Source organism: Pseudomonas salmasensis, from assembly GCF_014268375.2.
GTDB lineage: Bacteria > Pseudomonadota > Gammaproteobacteria > Pseudomonadales > Pseudomonadaceae > Aquipseudomonas > Aquipseudomonas salmasensis.
In genome coordinates this window covers 1,612,011-1,628,711 of record NZ_CP077083.1, presented here as the reverse complement: position 1 = coordinate 1,628,711, position 16,701 = coordinate 1,612,011, and the positions used below count along the sequence as shown (strand labels likewise).

The window sequence follows — 16,701 nt, the reverse complement described above, 5'->3', positions numbered from 1 at the left end:
GCAGCATGGATGAGCACAAAGCCCTGGGGGTGATGCGCACCATGGTCGATGGTGGCCAATTGACCGACCCCGAGAGCGCCCGCGGCAAGTTGCTGCAAACCGCGGCTCATCTGTTTCGCAACAAGGGGTTCGAGCGCACCACCGTGCGAGATCTGGCCAGCGCCGTGGGCATCCAGTCCGGCAGCATCTTCCATCACTTCAAGAGCAAGGATGAGATATTGCGTGCGGTGATGGAGGAAACCATCCACTACAACACCGCGATGATGCGCGCCTCACTGGAGGAGGCGAACACGGTGCGCGAGCGCGTGCTCGCGCTGATCCGCTGCGAGTTGCAGTCGATCATGGGCGGCAGTGGCGAGGCCATGGCGGTGCTGGTCTACGAATGGCGCTCGCTGTCGGCCGAAGGCCAGGCGCACGTGCTGGCCCTGCGTGACGTGTATGAGCAGATCTGGTTGCAGGTGCTGGGCGAGGCCAAGGCCGCAGGCTACATCCGGGGCGATGTGTTTATCACTCGGCGCTTCCTCACTGGCGCCTTGTCCTGGACCACCACCTGGTTTCGCGCCCAAGGCAGCCTGACCCTTGAAGAGTTGGCCGAAGAGGCCTTGTTGATGGTGCTGAAGGCGGACTGAGGCGCAAGCCATTAATTTGCTGGCGAAAGTTGTCTCCCCCGGTAAAAACGCCTAGCTTATCGGCATTGAACTCTTCAACGGTGTGTGCCTCGATGTTTTCGCCATGGCGGCTGGCTGCAGGACTTACTTTATGGGCACTGGGCACCGCCGCGTGGACGCAGGCCGGTGCCGCGCAGTTGGTGAGAATCGGCGCGGCGCATTTTCCGCCCTATACCGTGCGCCCCGAACAAGGCGCCGACACCGGGTTGCTGCCGCAATTGGTCGAAGCGTTGAACGCTGCGCAAACCGAATACCAGTTTGTGGTGGTGCCTACCTCAATCCCCCGGCGTTTTCGCGACTTCGAGCAAGGCCGGGTCGACATGGCGATCTTCGAAAACCCGTCCTGGGGTTGGCAGAATATTGCCCATACCAGTGTTGATATGGGGCTCGAAGATGCGGAAATTTTTGTCGCTCAGCGTCAGCCCGGGCGCGACCAGAGTTATTTTTCTGACCTTACCGGTAAACGTCTGGCGGTATTCAGCGGGTATCACTATGCCTTTGCCAACTTCAACTCCGACCCCAAGAACATGGCTGAGCGCTTCAATGCGACGTTGACCTATTCCCATGACAGTAATCTGCTGATGGTTGCTCGTGGGCGTGCGGATATTGCGCTGGTTACCCGTTCGTACTTGAGTGATTTCATGGCGCGCAACGCGGACATGGCAGGGCAGTTTTTGGTGTCGGAGCGTATTGATCAGGTGTATCACCACTATGCGTTGCTGCGGCCGCAGGCACCGATCACGGGGGAGGCGTTTTCGGCGTTGCTCAAGGGGCTGCGCAGCAGTGGGCAGATGCTGAAGATTTTTGAGCCGTATCGTATTGATGTGACGCCGCTGCCCTAGATCGCAGTAAATAAAATCCTTCGGGCTCAGTGGCATCAAATGTGGGAGCTGGCTTGCCTGCGATGACGGCCTGAAAGCCGACACCTATCTACCTGACACCCCGCGATCAAACTGTGGGAGCGGGCTTGCTCGCGAAGGCGGCCTGACGGGCGACGCAGTTATACCGGGTACATATCCATTCCTGCGGTAACGGCCACTTAGGGTTCCGCCCTGACGGCGGCTCACTTTCGAAAAGCGCGAAAGTAAGCAAAGCGCTCTTGCCCCACCACTCGGCACCTCGCTTAGGCTCGGTGTGCCCTCTCTCCGGCTTGAATCCGTGGGCCGCCGCCACGCGCCATCCATGGCGCGGGGCGGCTAACCCGGCGTCCTGCCGGGTTACCCACGAATTCAAGCCTGCGTTCGGCCAGCGTGGTTTAACGGGGCGCCTAAGATCAAGATCAAAAGCAGATCAAAAGCAGATCAAGAGCGGCTCGCTTCGCATCGTGGTTACCGTTGGAAGCTGCCGCCCATACATTCTGCGCTTCTCTCAAACCCGCCGCGCAAACGTATCGCTATGACTACCCGACACCTTGCGGCAATGCACCAGCGCGTCGCGAATCATGAAGTTCACCAGCGTCGGCGACACCCCAAGTTCCTTGGCGATGTCTTTTTGCGGCACGCCATGCAGGCGGTACATCTCGAACGCGTAGCGGGTGCGCTGGGGCAATTCCGTCAGGGCGTCGGCGATGTTTTCCAGGGTGTTGAAATTGATGTGGGAGGTTTCCGGTGAAGCGCCGTGAATAACCACATTCAAGCCTTCCTCTTCGGTCCCGGAGTATTTGAGCTCCAGGGCCTGCTTGCGGTAGTGATCGATCGCCAGGTTGCGCACGATCTGGAACAGATAACTCAGTTGGGCCTTGAACGATGAGGTGATGGTCGGCGCCGACTGCAGCCGGAAGTAGGCGTCCTGCACCACGTCTTCGGCGCGGGAGCGGCACCCGGTGATGCGGGCCGCGATCTTCACCAGGATCAGCCGATTGTCGACGAACGCCTGGAGAAGGGGTGAATCGCACCTGCCTGTGGATACTTGTTCCGTCATGGAAATCACCTTGTTGCTAATAGGTTAGGGGAGGGCTTCCCTGCTGAGGCCTCCTACACATCGGGCAACAAATTATGCTGAATGATAATGATTGTCAAATGAGAAGGCGAACTAATCTTATGCCTTGGGCAAAGGTGTGAACCACGTCTCGCTCGCCCCCGGCGACTAATTATTTGAAGGCTCCGTCCGTTCTCATGGGTGACAGGTTCGTTAGTACAACGGCCAAGGATCAGCACCCGCAGGAGGACCAGATGGGTTTTTATCGTGCATTCAGCGTGTTTCAGTTTGGAGTACTCGCCGGATGAGTACGCCCATCCGGCTGCGCCTGTTTTGCCTGCCCCACTCAGGCGCCAGCGCCTCGGTCTATGCGCGCTGGCGCCGGGTGCTGCCGGACTGGCTGCAGGTGTGCCCGCTGGAATTGCCGGGGCGCGGCATGCGCATGGACGAGCCGTTGCAGCGCGATATCAAGGCCTTGGCCGCGCAGCTTGCCGAAGAGATCAGCCGTGATCTGGATGGCCCTTATGCCTTGTTCGGCCACAGCCTTGGCGGGCTGCTGGCGTTTGAATTGGCCCACGCTTTAAACGCACGCAATCTGCCTGCGCCCCTGGCGTTATTTGCGTCCGGCACGGCGGGCCCGGCGCGTCGTGATGTGAGCGAGTACGCCGTCGAAAAGACCGATGCCCAACTCATCGCCCGCCTGCGGCAATTGCAGGGCACCGCCGAGGAAGCCCTGGCCAACCCTGAGTTGATGCAACTGATGTTGCCGATCCTGCGCGCCGATTTTTTGCTGTGCGGCAGTTTCACCTATGGCGAGCGCCAGCCCCTGGCGCTGCCGATCCACGTGTTCGGTGGCAAGCAGGACAGCGTACGTGCCGATCAGTTGCTTGACTGGCAACTCGACGCCGCCAGTGGGTTTTCCCTGGACATGTTTGACGGCCACCACTTCTTCCTCGTGCAGCACGAAAGCGCCGTGCTGCGCTGTGTGCGTCGCTATGCCGACGAGCACCTGGCGCGCTGGCGCAGTGGCGCGGCGCGGCAGCTCGCCGCCGGCTGAACCCCACCGACTTCCCGAATTTCCCGTAAGCCGATTTCAGGCAGGAACCCCATATGGACGCCTTCGAACTCCCCCGCACCCTGGTCCAGTCCCTTCAACAGCGTGCTGCGCAGACGCCGGACCAGGTGGCGTTGCGCTTCCTCGCCGAGAGCGCCGAGCAGAGTGTGGTGCTCAGCTATCGTGACCTCGACCAACGCGCCCGCACCATCGCCGCCGCCTTGCAAGCCAACGCTGGCCTGGGCGAGCGCGCGGTGTTGCTGTTCCCCAGTGGCCCGGACTATGTGGCGGCGTTCTTTGGTTGCCTGTACGCCGGGGTTATCGCGGTGCCGGCGTATCCGCCCGAATCCACGCGCCGTCATCACCAGGAGCGTCTGCTGTCGATCATCAGCGATGCCGAGCCGCGGCTGCTGTTGACCATTGCCAGCCTCAGCGAGGGCCTGGCGCAGATTGAAAATGCGCCCACGGTGTTGAGCGTCGACACCCTGGAGGCGCAGCAGGCCAACCAGTGGGTCGAACCCGACCTCAAGGCCGATGACATCGCCTTCCTGCAATACACCTCCGGCTCCACCGCCTTGCCCAAGGGCGTGCAAGTCAGCCACGGCAACCTGGTGGCCAACGAAGTGCTGATTCGCCGCGGCTTCGGGATCGACCTCAACCCTGACGACGTGATCGTCAGCTGGTTGCCGCTGTACCACGACATGGGCCTGATCGGCGGCCTGCTGCAACCGATTTTCAGCGGCGTGCCCTGCGTGTTGATGTCGCCGGCCTACTTCCTCGGCCGGCCCTTGCGCTGGCTGGAGGCGATCAGCGAATACGGCGGCACTATCAGCGGTGGCCCGGATTTCGCCTACCGTCTGTGCAGCGAACGGGTCAGTGAGTCGGCCCTGGAGCGCCTCGACTTGAGCCGCTGGCGCGTGGCTTATTCGGGCTCCGAGCCGATCCGCCTCGACACCCTGGAACGCTTCGCGGAAAAATTCGCCGCCTGTGGTTTCACCCCGAATAATTTCTTCGCGTCCTACGGCCTCGCCGAAGCCACCCTGTTTGTCGCCGGCGGCACCCGTGGCCGTGGCATTCCCGCCCTGCGCGTGGACGAACAGGCGCTGGCCGCCAACCGCGCCGAACCGGGGCAGGGCCCTGCGATCATGAGTTGCGGCACTAGCCAGCCGGACCACGCCGTGCTGATCGCCGACCCGCACACCCTCACCGAGCTGCCCGACCAGTGCGTCGGCGAACTTTGGGCCACCGGCCCGAGCATCGCTGACGGCTACTGGCGCAACCCCGAAGCCAGCGCCAAGACCTTCGTCCAGCACGCTGGCCGCACCTGGTTGCGCACCGGTGACCTGGGCTTTATCCGTGACGGCGAGGTGTACATCACCGGGCGCCTGAAAGACCTGTTGATCGTGCGCGGTCATAACCTCTACCCCCAGGACATCGAACAGACCATCGAGCGCGAAGTGGAAGTGGTGCGCAAGGGCCGGGTCGCCGCGTTTGCGGTCGATGACCAGGGCCTGGAAGGCATCGGCATCGCCGCCGAAATCAGCCGCAGCGTGCAGAAAATCCTGCCGCCCGAGGCGCTGATCAAGGCGATCCGCCAAGCCGTGGCCGAGGCCTGCCAGCAAGCCCCGAGCGTGGTGGTGCTGCTCAACCCCGGCGCGTTGCCGAAGACCTCCAGCGGCAAAGTGCAGCGTGCAGCCTGTGCGCTTCGGCATGCCGATGGCAGCCTCGACAGCTACGCGCAGTACCCCGGGCAGCAGGGGCAGGCGAGCGAAGTGGCGTTGGAATCGGACCTGCAACAGCAGATTGCGGCGATCTGGTGCGAACAACTGCAACTGGCTCATGTGGCGGGCGACGATCACTTTTTCCTGCTGGGTGGCAACTCCATCACCGCGACCCAAGTGGTCGCCCGCCTGCGCGAAACCCTCGGCCTGGAGCTGAACCTGCGCCTGCTGTTCGAGGCGCCGACACTCGCCGCCTTTGCTGCGGCCGTGGCGCAACTGCAACAGGACGGCGGCGTGGCCCAAGGCGCAATACACGCGCTGTCACGTCAAGAAGACCTGCCCCAATCCCTGGCACAGAACCGCCTGTGGATCACTTGGCAATTGGACCCTCACAGCAGCGCCTACACCATTCCTGGCGCCTTGCACCTGCGCGGCGAGCTGGATGAAGACGCGCTGCGCCACAGCTTCCAGCAACTGATCCAGCGCCACGAAGCCCTGCGCACGCGCTTCTACGAACGCGACGGGCAGGCGTTCCAGCGTGTCGAGGCTAAGGCGGATTTCGAACTGCCGATCATCGACCTCAGCGACTTGCCCCACGCCGAGCGCGAAGCCCGTGCGCAACAGGTTCGCGAAGACCAGGCGCGCAGTCCGTTCGACTTGGAAAAAGGCCCGTTGCTGCGGGTGACCCTGGTGCGCCTGGACGATGAAGAGCACCAATTGCTGGTGACCTTGCACCACGTCATTGCTGACGGCTGGTCGCTGAATATCCTGATCGACGAGTTCTCGCGCCTGTACGCCGCTGCCGCCCAAGGCCAGTCCGTGGAGCTGCCGGTGTTGGCCTTGCAATACGCCGACTACGGCAGCTGGCAGCGCCAATGGCTGGCCGAAGGCGAGGGCCAACGACAGCTGGCGTACTGGAAAGCGCAGTTGGGTGACGAGCATCCGGCCCTGAACCTGGCCACCGATCACCCGCGTGCCGCCCTGCATCGGCACAGCGCCGCGCGCCATAGCGTGCGCCTGGATGCGCGCCTCAGTGCGGCGGTACGCCAGACCGCCCAGGCCCATGACTCGACGCCGTTCATGCTGTTGCTGGCGACATTCCAGACCTTGCTCTATCGCTACAGTGGCCAGCGCGATATCCGTATCGGCGTGCCCAATGCCAACCGCCCACGCCAGGAAACCCAGGGCCTGATCGGCTTCTTTATCAACACCCTGGTACTGCGCGCCGAGCTGGACGGGCGCCGGCCGTTCAACCAGCTGTTAGCCGCCACTCGCGAGACCACATTGGCTGCCCAGGCCCATCAGGACCTGCCCTTTGAGCAACTGCTGGAAGCCTTCCCCCAGGCCCGCGAACAGGGCCTGTTCCAGGTCATGTTCAACCACCAGCAACGTGACCTCAGTGCATTGCGCCGCCTGCCGGGCCTGCTGGCCGATGAGTTGCCCTGGCACAGCCGTGAAGCCAAGTTCGACCTGCAACTGCACAGCGAAGAAGACCGCAATGGGCGCTTGAGCCTGTCGTTCGACTACGCCGATGAGCTGTTCGAACCTGCGACCATCCAGCGTCTGGCCGCGCACTTTATCCATCTACTTCACGCTGTGTGCGCGCAACCACAACACGCCATCGGCGACCTGCCATTGATGCAGGCCGACGAACAGCAACCCTGGAGCGAAGCCCCTTGCGCGCCGGCCCGGCACTGGCTGCCCGAGTTGCTCAGCCAACAGACGTCGGACGCCACCGCGCTGGTCTGGCAAGACGGCAGCCTGACTTTCACCCAACTGCACACCCAGGCCAACCGCCTGGCCCATTACCTGCGCGACAAAGGCGTGGGCCCGGACGTGTGCGTGGCCATCGCCGCCGAGCGTTCGCCGCAACTGCTGATCGGCCTGCTCGCCATCATCAAGGCCGGTGGCGCCTACGTGCCGCTGGACCCGGATTACCCCGACGAGCGCCTGGCCTACATGCTCAAGGACAGCGGCGTACAACTGCTGCTCACCCAGACCGCCTTGCTCCCCCAACTGCCCAGCGCCGAAGGCGTGTGCGTGATCGCGATGGACAGCCTGCACCTCGACAGCTGGCCGACCCAGGCGCCCGGCTTGCACCTGCACGGCGATAACCTCGCCTACGTGATCTACACCTCCGGTTCCACCGGCCAACCCAAAGGCGTGGGCAACACCCACGGCGCCCTGGCTGAGCGTTTGCAGTGGATGCAGGCCACCTATCAGTTGAACGACACCGATGTGCTGATGCAAAAGGCGCCGATCAGTTTCGACGTGTCGGTGTGGGAGTGCTTCTGGCCATTGATTACCGGCTGCCGCCTGGTACTGGCCGGGCCGGGCGAACATCGCGACCCGCACCGTATCGCGCAGTTGGTGCAGGAACATGGGGTGACCACGCTGCACTTCGTGCCGCCGCTGTTGCAGCTGTTTATCGACGAGCCGCTGGTGGCCGAATGCACCAGCCTGCGTCGCCTGTTCTCCGGCGGTGAAGCCTTGCCCACCGAGTTGCGTAACCGCGTATTGGCGCGCTTGCCAGCGGTGCAATTGCACAATCGCTATGGCCCGACCGAAACCGCAATCAACGTCACCCATTGGCAGTGCGTTACCTCGGATGGCGAGCGCTCGCCGATTGGCCGGCCATTGGGCAATGTCATCTGCCGTGTACTGGACGAGCAGCTCAACCCGCTGCCGGCCGGTGTGCCGGGCGAGTTGTGCATCGGCGGCATCGGCCTGGCGCGGGGTTACCTGGGCCGTGCCGGGTTGACGGCCGAACGTTTTGTCGCCGACCCGCTGGGCGCGGCGGGCACTCGGTTGTATCGCACCGGTGACCGTGCGCGCTGGAACGCCGATGGCGTACTCGAATACCTCGGGCGCCTCGATCAGCAGGTCAAACTGCGCGGTTTCCGGGTGGAGCCGGAAGAAATCGAAGCGCGCCTGCTGGCCCTCGCAGGCATCGCCCAGGCCGTGGTGCTGGTGCGTGATGCCCAGTTGATCGGCTACTACACCGCCGACACCGAACTGGATGAGCAAACGGTCAAAATCGCCTTGGCCGCCGAGTTGCCGGAGTACATGGTGCCCGCGCTGCTGATGCGCTTGGACGCCATGCCCCTGAGCCCCAGCGGCAAGCTCGACCGGCGCGCGTTGCCGGAGCCGGTATGGCAAACCCGCGAACACGTCGAACCGCACACCCCCTTGCAACTGCAAATCGCCGCGATCTGGCGCGAGGTGCTGGGCCTGCCACGCATCGGCCTGCGCGATGACTTTTTTGCACTGGGTGGGCACTCGTTGCTGGCCACGCAAATCATCTCCCGCACCCGCCAGGTTTGTGACGTCGAACTGCCGCTGCGTACCCTGTTCGAAGCCAGCGAGCTGGGCGACTTTGCCGAGCAGGTCGGGCGTATCCAGGCGACGGGCCAGCGCAACCAACAGACTGCCATCGCCAAGGTCGACCGCAGCCAGCCGGTCCCCATGTCCTATTCCCAGCAGCGCATGTGGTTTCTCTGGCAGATGGAACCGGACAGTCCGGCCTACAACGTCGGCGGCATGGCGCGCCTGCGTGGCGTGCTGGATGTGGGGCGTTTCGAGGCCGCCTTGCAAGCCTTGATCATGCGTCACGAAACCCTGCGCACCACTTTCCCAAGTGTCGATGGCGTGGCCTGCCAGAAGGTCTCGGCGCAGACCACTGTGCGCATGGGCTGGCAGGACTTCTGCGCGCTGGATGAGCCGCAGCGCCAGCAGCGTTTGCAGCAACTGGCCGATGTCGAGGCGCACACGCCGTTCAACCTGGAAACCGGGCCGCTCTTACGCGCTTGCCTGGTCAAGGCCGGCGAGCAGGAACATTACCTGGTGCTGACCCTGCACCATATCGTCACCGAAGGCTGGGCCATGGACATTTTTGCCCGTGAACTCAGCGCCTTGTATGAAGCCTTTATCGACGAGCGCGACTCGCCGCTGCCCGCGTTGCCGGTGCAGTACCTCGACTACAGTCAATGGCAACGCCAGTGGATGGAGGCCGGTGAGCGCCAGCGCCAGTTGGACTACTGGACCGCGCAACTGGGCAACGAACACCCGTTGCTGGAACTGCCCGGCGACCGTCCACGGCCACCCGTGCAAAGCCACCGGGGCGAGCTGTACCGCTTTGATTTGAGCGATGAGCTGGCCGCCCGCGTGCGAGCCTTCAACGCGCAACACGGCCTCACGCTGTTCATGACCATGACCGCGACCCTGGCGGTGTTGCTCTACCGCTACAGCGGCCAGACCGACCTGCGCATCGGCGCGCCAGTGGCCAACCGTATCCGCCCGGAAAGCGAAGGCTTGATTGGCGCGTTCCTCAATACCCAGGTGCTGCGTTGCCAGCTCACTGGGCAGATGCAGGTCCGCGAGTTGTTCGAGCAGGTGCGCCACACCGTGATCGAGGGCCAGTCCCATCAGGACCTGCCGTTCGACCACCTGGTGGAAGCCCTGCAACCGCCGCGCAGCGCGGCGTACAACCCGTTGTTCCAGGTGATGTGCAACGTGCAGCGCTGGGAATTCCAGCAAAGCCGCCAACTGGCGGGCATGAGCGTGGAGTACCTGGCCAACGATGCGCGGGCGACCAAGTTCGACCTCAACCTGGAAGTCACCGACCTCGACCATCGCCTGGGTTGCTGCCTGACCTACAGCACCGACCTGTTCGACGAGCCGCGCATTGCACGCATGGCCGCGCATTGGTGCAACCTGCTCGAAGCGCTGATCGCCGATCCTCGCCAGCGCCTCAGCGAATTGCCATTGCTGAGCGCCGATGAGCAACGCGCCTTGCAAGACAGCCTGGGGGTGGAGAAGGGCGCGCATCGTCTCGACCAGTGCATCCATCAACTGTTCAGCCAGCAGGCCAGCCAGCGGCCGGATGCCCCGGCGCTGACCTTTGCCGGTGTGACCCTTTCGTATGCGCAACTGGATGAGCGCGCCAACCGCCTGGCCTGGATGCTGCGCGAGCGTGGCGTGGGCCCGCAGGTGCGCGTGGGCCTGGCGCTGCCGCGTTCGCTGGAAATGGTCATCGGTTTGCTGGCGATCCTCAAGGCCGGCGGTGCCTATGTGCCGCTGGACCCGGAATACCCGCTTGACCGTCTGCACTACATGATCGAAGACAGTGACATCGGCCTGCTGCTCAGTGATGCGGCCCTGTTCGAAGCCCTGGGTGAGTTGCCGGCGACGGTGGCGTGCTGGTGCCTGGAGGATGACTCGCCGGTGCTGGCCAATTACCCCGCTGAATCGCCGCCATTGGTGAGCCTGGCGCAACACCAGGCGTACCTCATCTACACCTCGGGTTCCACGGGCAAACCCAAGGGCGTGGTGGTGTCCCACGGTGAGATCGCCATGCACTGCCAAGCGGTGATCGAGCGCTTTGACATGCGCCCGGATGACTGCGAGCTGCACTTTTATTCGATCAACTTCGACGCCGCCACCGAGCGTTTGCTGGTGCCGCTGCTGTGCGGGGCGCGGGTGGTATTGCGCGCCCAGGGCCAGTGGGATGCCGAAGAAATCTGCGCGCTGATCCGTGCCCATCGCATCAATGTGCTCGGTTTTACCCCCAGCTACGGCAGCCAGTTGGCGCAGTGGCTGGCGACCCAACAACAGACGCTGCCGGTGCGTATGTGCATCACCGGTGGCGAAGCCTTGACCGGCGAACACCTGCAACGCATCCGTGCTGCGTTCACGCCCCAGCTGTTCTTCAACGCGTACGGCCCCACCGAAACCGTGGTGATGCCCCTGGCCAGCCTGGCGCCAGAGCAGTTGGAGGAGGGCGCTGGCAGTGTGCCGATTGGTAGCATCGTCGGTGAGCGCGTGGCCTACATTCTCGACGCCGACCTGGCGCTGGTGCCCCAGGGTGCCAGCGGTGAGCTGTACATCGGTGGCGCCGGTCTGGCCCAGGGTTATCACCAACGGCCGGGGATGACGGCGGAGCGTTTTGTCGCGGATCCGTTTGCCATCGAGGGCGGGCGTTTGTATCGTACTGGCGACCTGGTGCGCCAACGCGCCGATGGCCTGGTGGAGTACTTGGGGCGTATCGACCATCAGGTGAAGATTCGCGGTTTCCGCATCGAACTGGGCGAAATCGAAACACGCTTGCTCGAACATGAAGCTGTGCGCGAAGCAGTGGTGCTGGCCCTGGATGCGCCGAGCGGCAAGCAATTAGTGGCGTACCTGGTCAGCGATGCCGAGCACGCCGCCTTGCGCGACGCGTTGAAGGCGCATCTCAAGGCGCAGCTGCCGGACTACATGGTGCCCGCGCATCTGATCGTACTTCAAAGCATGCCGCTGACCGCCAACGGCAAGCTCGACCGCCGCGCCTTGCCGGAGCCGGACCCAGAGGCCAATCGCCAAGCCTACGTGGCGCCCCGCAGTGAGCTGGAACACAGCCTGGCTGCCATCTGGTGCGCGGTGCTGAACGTGGAGCAAGTGGGCCTCGACGATAATTTCTTTGAGCTGGGCGGCGACTCGATCCTGTCGATTCAGGTGGTGAGCCGTGCGCGCCAGGCCGGCATTCATTTCAGCCCCCGTGACCTGTTCCAGCACCAGACGGTACAGAGCCTGGCTGCCGTGGCGACCCGCTCGGAGCTCATCACCGCCGAACAAGGTTTGCTGACTGGCGCCTCGGGCCTCACGCCGATCCAGCACTGGTTCTTCGACACCGACATCCCGGCGCGCCAGCACTGGAACCAGGCATTGGTGCTCAAGCCGCTGCAACTGCTCGACCCCCATCGCCTGGAACAAGCGCTGCTGGCGGTGCTGGAACACCACGACGCGCTGCGCTTGAGTTTCACCCCACGCGATGCGCAATGGCATGCCGAACACCAGGGCGTGCCGGAAGGCGGCGTGCTGCTGCAGGCGCAGGTGCGCGACATGCAGGCGTGCACGGCGTTGTTCACCGACACCCAGCGCAGCCTCGACCTGGCACAGGGGCCGCTGTTGCGCGCCTTGCTGGTGGACGGGCCGCAAGGCCAGCAGCGCTTGCTGATTGTCATCCATCACCTGGTGGTAGACGGCGTGTCATGGCGCGTGTTGCTGGAAGACCTGCAAAACGTTTATCGCCAACTCAGTGAAGGCCAGTCTGTCAGCCTGCCGGCCAAGACCAGCGCGCTGCGTGATTGGGCGGCGCGCTTGCAAGCCTATGCCCACAGTGAATCCCTGCGCGAAGAGCTGAGCCTGTGGCAAGCGCAATTGGCTGGCCCGGCCGTGGCCTTGCCGGTGCAGCGTCCCCAAGGCGCACGGCGCAATAGCGATGCCGAAACGGTCAGCGTGCGCCTGGATACCGAGCGCACCCGGCAGTTGCTGCAACAGGCGCCGAGTGCCTATCGCACCCAGGTCAACGACCTGTTGCTGAACGCCCTGGCCCGCGTACTGTGCCGCTGGAGCGGGCAGGCCTCGGCGCTGGTCCAGCTGGAAGGCCATGGTCGCGAAACCTTGTTCGATGACATCGACCTGACCCGCAGCGTGGGCTGGTTCACCAGCGCCTATCCGTTGCGCCTGACGCCCAAGGCCGAGCAGGGCGACTCGATCAAGGCGATCAAGGAGCAACTGCGTGGCGTGCCCCATAAAGGCTTGGGTTATGGCGTGCTGCGTTACCTGGCCGATGACCTGTGCAAGCAGAGCATGGCCGCGTTGCCGAGCGCGCAGATCACCTTCAACTACCTGGGCCAGTTCGACCAGAGCTTTGGTAGTGAGGCGCTGTTCCATCCACTGGAGGAATCCGCCGGCCTGGCCCATGACCCGGATGCGCCGTTGCCCAATGAGCTGAGCATCGACGGCCAGGTCTACGGCGGCGAGCTGGTGTTGCGCTGGACCTTCAGCCGCGAGCGTCATGATCAACAAGTGATCCGCGATCTGGCCGAGGCCTACCTGGCCGAATTGCACAGCCTGATCGCCCATTGCCTACAGGACGATGCCGGTGGACTCACACCGTCCGACTTCCCCCTGGCGCACCTGACCCAGGGGCAACTGGACGCCTTGCCGGTCCCAGCCAGCGCCATCGAAGACGTCTACCCGCTGACCCCGATGCAGGAGGGCCTGCTGCTGCACACCCTGCTGGAGCCCGGCACTGGCCTGTATTACATGCAGGACCGCTACCGCATCAACAGCGCCCTGGACCCGGAGCGTTTTGCCCAGGCCTGGCAAGCGGTGATCGCCCGCCACGAAGCCTTGCGCGCCTCGTTCTGCTGGAACGTTGGCGAAGACATGCTGCAAGTGATCCACAAGCCCGGCAGCACGCCGATTGACTACCTGGACTGGAGCGCCGACCCGCAGGATGAGCAGGAGCCGCGCCTGCAAGCCTTGCTCAAGGCCGAGCGCGAAGCCGGTTTTGACCTGCTCAACCAGGCGCCTTTCCACTTGCGCCTGATTCGCGTGGGCGAGGCGCGCTACTGGTTCATGATGAGCAACCACCACATCCTGATCGATGCCTGGTGCCGTTCGCTGCTGATGAATGACTTCTTCGATATCTACACAGCCCTGGGCGAAGGCCGCGACGCGCAACTGGCGACGCCGCCGCGCTACCGCGACTACATTGCCTGGCTGCAACGCCAGGACCTCAACGAAGCGCGCCAGTGGTGGCAGCAAAACTTGCAAGGCTTCGAGCGCGCCACGCCGATCCCGAGCGACCGCCCGTTCTTGCGCGAACACGCCGGTGGCAGCGGCGGCATGGTGGTGGGCGACTGCTACACCCGCCTGGATGCCCGTGACGGCGCGCAGCTGCGCGAACTGGCCCAGGCGCATCAGCTTACCGTCAACACCTTCGCGCAAGCGGCGTGGGCCCTGGTGCTGCGGCGTTTGAGTGGCGATCGCGACGTGCTGTTCGGCGTCACCGTGGCCGGGCGCCCGGTGGACATGCCCGAGATGCAACGCACCGTCGGCCTGTTTATCAACAGCATCGCGTTGCGAGTAAAACTGCCCGAGGACGGCCAGACGTGCAGCGTGCGCCAGTGGTTGAGCGCTTTGCTCGACAGCAATATGCAACTGCGCGAGTACGAATACCTGCCGTTGGTGACGATCCAGGAACACAGCGAATTGCCCAAGGGCCAGCCGCTGTTCGACAGCCTGTTTGTGTTTGAGAACGCACCAGTGGAAGTCTCGGTGCTGGACCGAGCGCAAAGCCTGAACGCTACCTCGGATTCTGGCCGCACCCACACCAACTTCCCGCTGACGGCGGTGTGTTATCCGGGCGATGACCTCGGTTTGCACCTGTCCTACGACCAGCGATACTTCGACGAAAGCACCGTGCAAGGCATGCTCGCCGAGTTCAAGCGCTTGTTGCTGGCGCTGGTGCAGGGCTTCCATGGCGACATGGCCGAGCTGCCATTGATTGGCGAGCAGGAGCGTGAATTCCTTGTGGAAGGCTGTAATCAGAGTGAGCAGGCCTACCCAGTGGAGACGAGCTACATCGAGCTGTTCGAGGCCCAGGTGGCAGAGCATCCGCAGCGTATCGTCGCCAGTTGCCTCGGCCAGCAATGGAGCTACGATGAGCTGAACCGCCGCAGTAACGGCCTGGGCCACGCGTTGATTGCGGCCGGTGTGGGCTTGGACCAACCGGTGGCGTTGCTGGCTGAACGTGGGTTGGACTTGCTCGGCATGATCGTCGGCAGCTTCAAGGCGGGTGCCGGTTACCTGCCACTGGACCCAGGGCTGCCCGGCCCGCGCCTGAGCCGCATCATCGACATGAGCCGCACGCCGCTGCTGGTGTGTACCGAGGCGTGCCGCGAGCAGGCCATCGAGTTGCTGCAAGGGGTTGATTGCCAACTGCTGGTGTGGGAGGAAGTGCCCGCCCGTGGCGAAAACCCAGGCGTCTACAGTGCCCCGGACAACCTTGCCTACGTGATCTACACCTCGGGCTCCACCGGCTTGCCCAAGGGCGTGATGGTCGAACAGCGCGGCATGCTCAATAACCAGTTGAGCAAGGTGCCGTACCTGAGTTTGAGCGATGCCGATGTGATCGCCCAGACCGCTTCGCAAAGCTTCGATATTTCCGTCTGGCAGTTCCTCGCCGCGCCGCTGTTTGGTGCGCGGGTGGACATCGTGCCGCCTGCCATTGCCCATGATCCGCAAGGGCTTTTGGCCCACGTTCAAGCACAGGGCATCACCGTGCTGGAGAGCGTGCCGTCGCTGATCCAGGGCATGCTGGCCCAGGAGCGTATCAGCCTCGACGGCCTGCGCTGGATGTTGCCGACCGGGGAGGCCATGCCGCCGGAGTTGGCCCATCAGTGGCTGCAACGTTACCCGCAGATTGGCCTGGTGAACGCCTACGGCCCGGCGGAATGCTCCGATGATGTGGCGTTCTTCCGCGTCGATCTGGCCTCGACCCGTGGCACTTACCTGCCAATTGGCACGCCGACCGACAACAACCGCTTGTACCTGCTCGATGGCGCCTTGGAGTTGGTGCCCCAAGGCGCTGTCGGAGAGTTGTGCGTCGCCGGCACCGGTGTTGGTCGCGGCTATGTCAGCGATCCGCTGCGCACCGCCCAGGTGTTTGTGCCCAACCCCTTTGGCGCGCCTGGCGAGCGGCTCTACCGTACCGGCGACCTGGCGCGGCGCCGCAGCGATGGGGTGCTGGAGTATGTCGGGCGTATCGACCACCAGGTGAAGATTCGCGGCTACCGCATAGAACTGGGTGAAATCGAAGCGCGCCTGCATGAACAGCCACAGGTGCGCGACGCGGCGGTGGGTGTGCAAGAGGGTGTTAACGGCAAGCACCTGGTCGGCTACCTGGTGGCCGCCGATGCCACACTGGACCCAAGCGAACAGCTGGAGCGCATCAAGCAACGCCTGCGTGCCGAACTGCCCGAATACATGGTGCCGCTGCATTGGCTCTGGCTTGACCGCCTGCCCCTCAACGCCAACGGCAAACTCGACCGCAAGGCCCTGCCGGCCCTGGAGATCGGCCAGTTGCACAATCAGGACTATGTGGCGCCGCGCACTGAACTGGAAACCACGTTGGCGGCTATCTGGGCCGAAGTGCTGAAAGTCGAGCGGGTTGGGGTGCAGGACAACTTCTTCGAACTGGGCGGGCACTCGTTGCTGGCTACGCAGATCGCTTCGCGGGTGCAGAAGACGTTGCAGCGCGATGTGCCGCTGCGGGCGATGTTCGAGTGCAGCTCGGTGGCGGAGTTGGCCGCGTATATCGACGGGTTGGCGGGCAATGAGATCAGTGCCGAGAAGGTGGATCGGTTGAGTGATTTGATGGCGGAGTTGGAGGGGCTTTAAGGCTTGAGTGGGCGCTACCCGTTGGTCGGGTAGCGCCTTTTTTTTAGCCAGAACTGTCAATTATGACAGTAGGCGGGAGAGGAAAAATAGGACTCACTTATGGGCGTGCCTT

The 16,701-nt window shown here is 63.6% G+C and carries 5 protein-coding genes; 4 read left to right on the top strand and 1 reads right to left on the bottom strand.

Annotated features, from left to right (window positions below; all coding sequences use genetic code 11):
- Window positions 1–5 precede the first annotated feature (5 nt).
- Both HU731_RS07015 and HU731_RS07010 read left to right on the top strand, forming a co-directional pair.
- Window positions 6–629: a TetR/AcrR family transcriptional regulator gene (locus HU731_RS07015; protein ID WP_186606827.1), complete on the top strand. Its 624-nt coding sequence runs from the start codon at window positions 6–8 to the stop codon at window positions 627–629.
- Window positions 630–721: 92 nt separating this feature from the next.
- Entirely contained in the window at window positions 722–1,510 is a 789-nt protein-coding gene (locus tag HU731_RS07010; RefSeq protein ID WP_186606826.1) for a substrate-binding periplasmic protein, read from the top strand.
- A 526-nt stretch (window positions 1,511–2,036) separates the two neighbouring features.
- Here HU731_RS07010 and HU731_RS07005 read toward each other — a convergent pair.
- Window positions 2,037–2,588 carry an RNA polymerase factor sigma-70 gene (locus HU731_RS07005; RefSeq protein WP_005789991.1) on the bottom strand — a complete coding sequence of 184 codons (552 nt, stop codon included), beginning with the start codon at window positions 2,586–2,588 and terminating at the stop codon, window positions 2,037–2,039.
- Window positions 2,589–2,889: 301 nt separating this feature from the next.
- On the opposite strand from HU731_RS07005, the gene HU731_RS07000 reads away from it, so the two are divergent.
- Window positions 2,890–3,642: a thioesterase II family protein gene (locus HU731_RS07000; protein WP_186606825.1), complete on the top strand. Its 753-nt coding sequence runs from the start codon at window positions 2,890–2,892 to the stop codon at window positions 3,640–3,642.
- A gap of 53 nt (window positions 3,643–3,695) precedes the next feature.
- Window positions 3,696–16,589 (top strand): non-ribosomal peptide synthetase, encoded by a 12,894-nt coding sequence (locus HU731_RS06995; RefSeq protein ID WP_186606824.1) that lies wholly within the window; start codon window positions 3,696–3,698, stop codon window positions 16,587–16,589.
- Window positions 16,590–16,701: the final 112 nt, after the last annotated feature.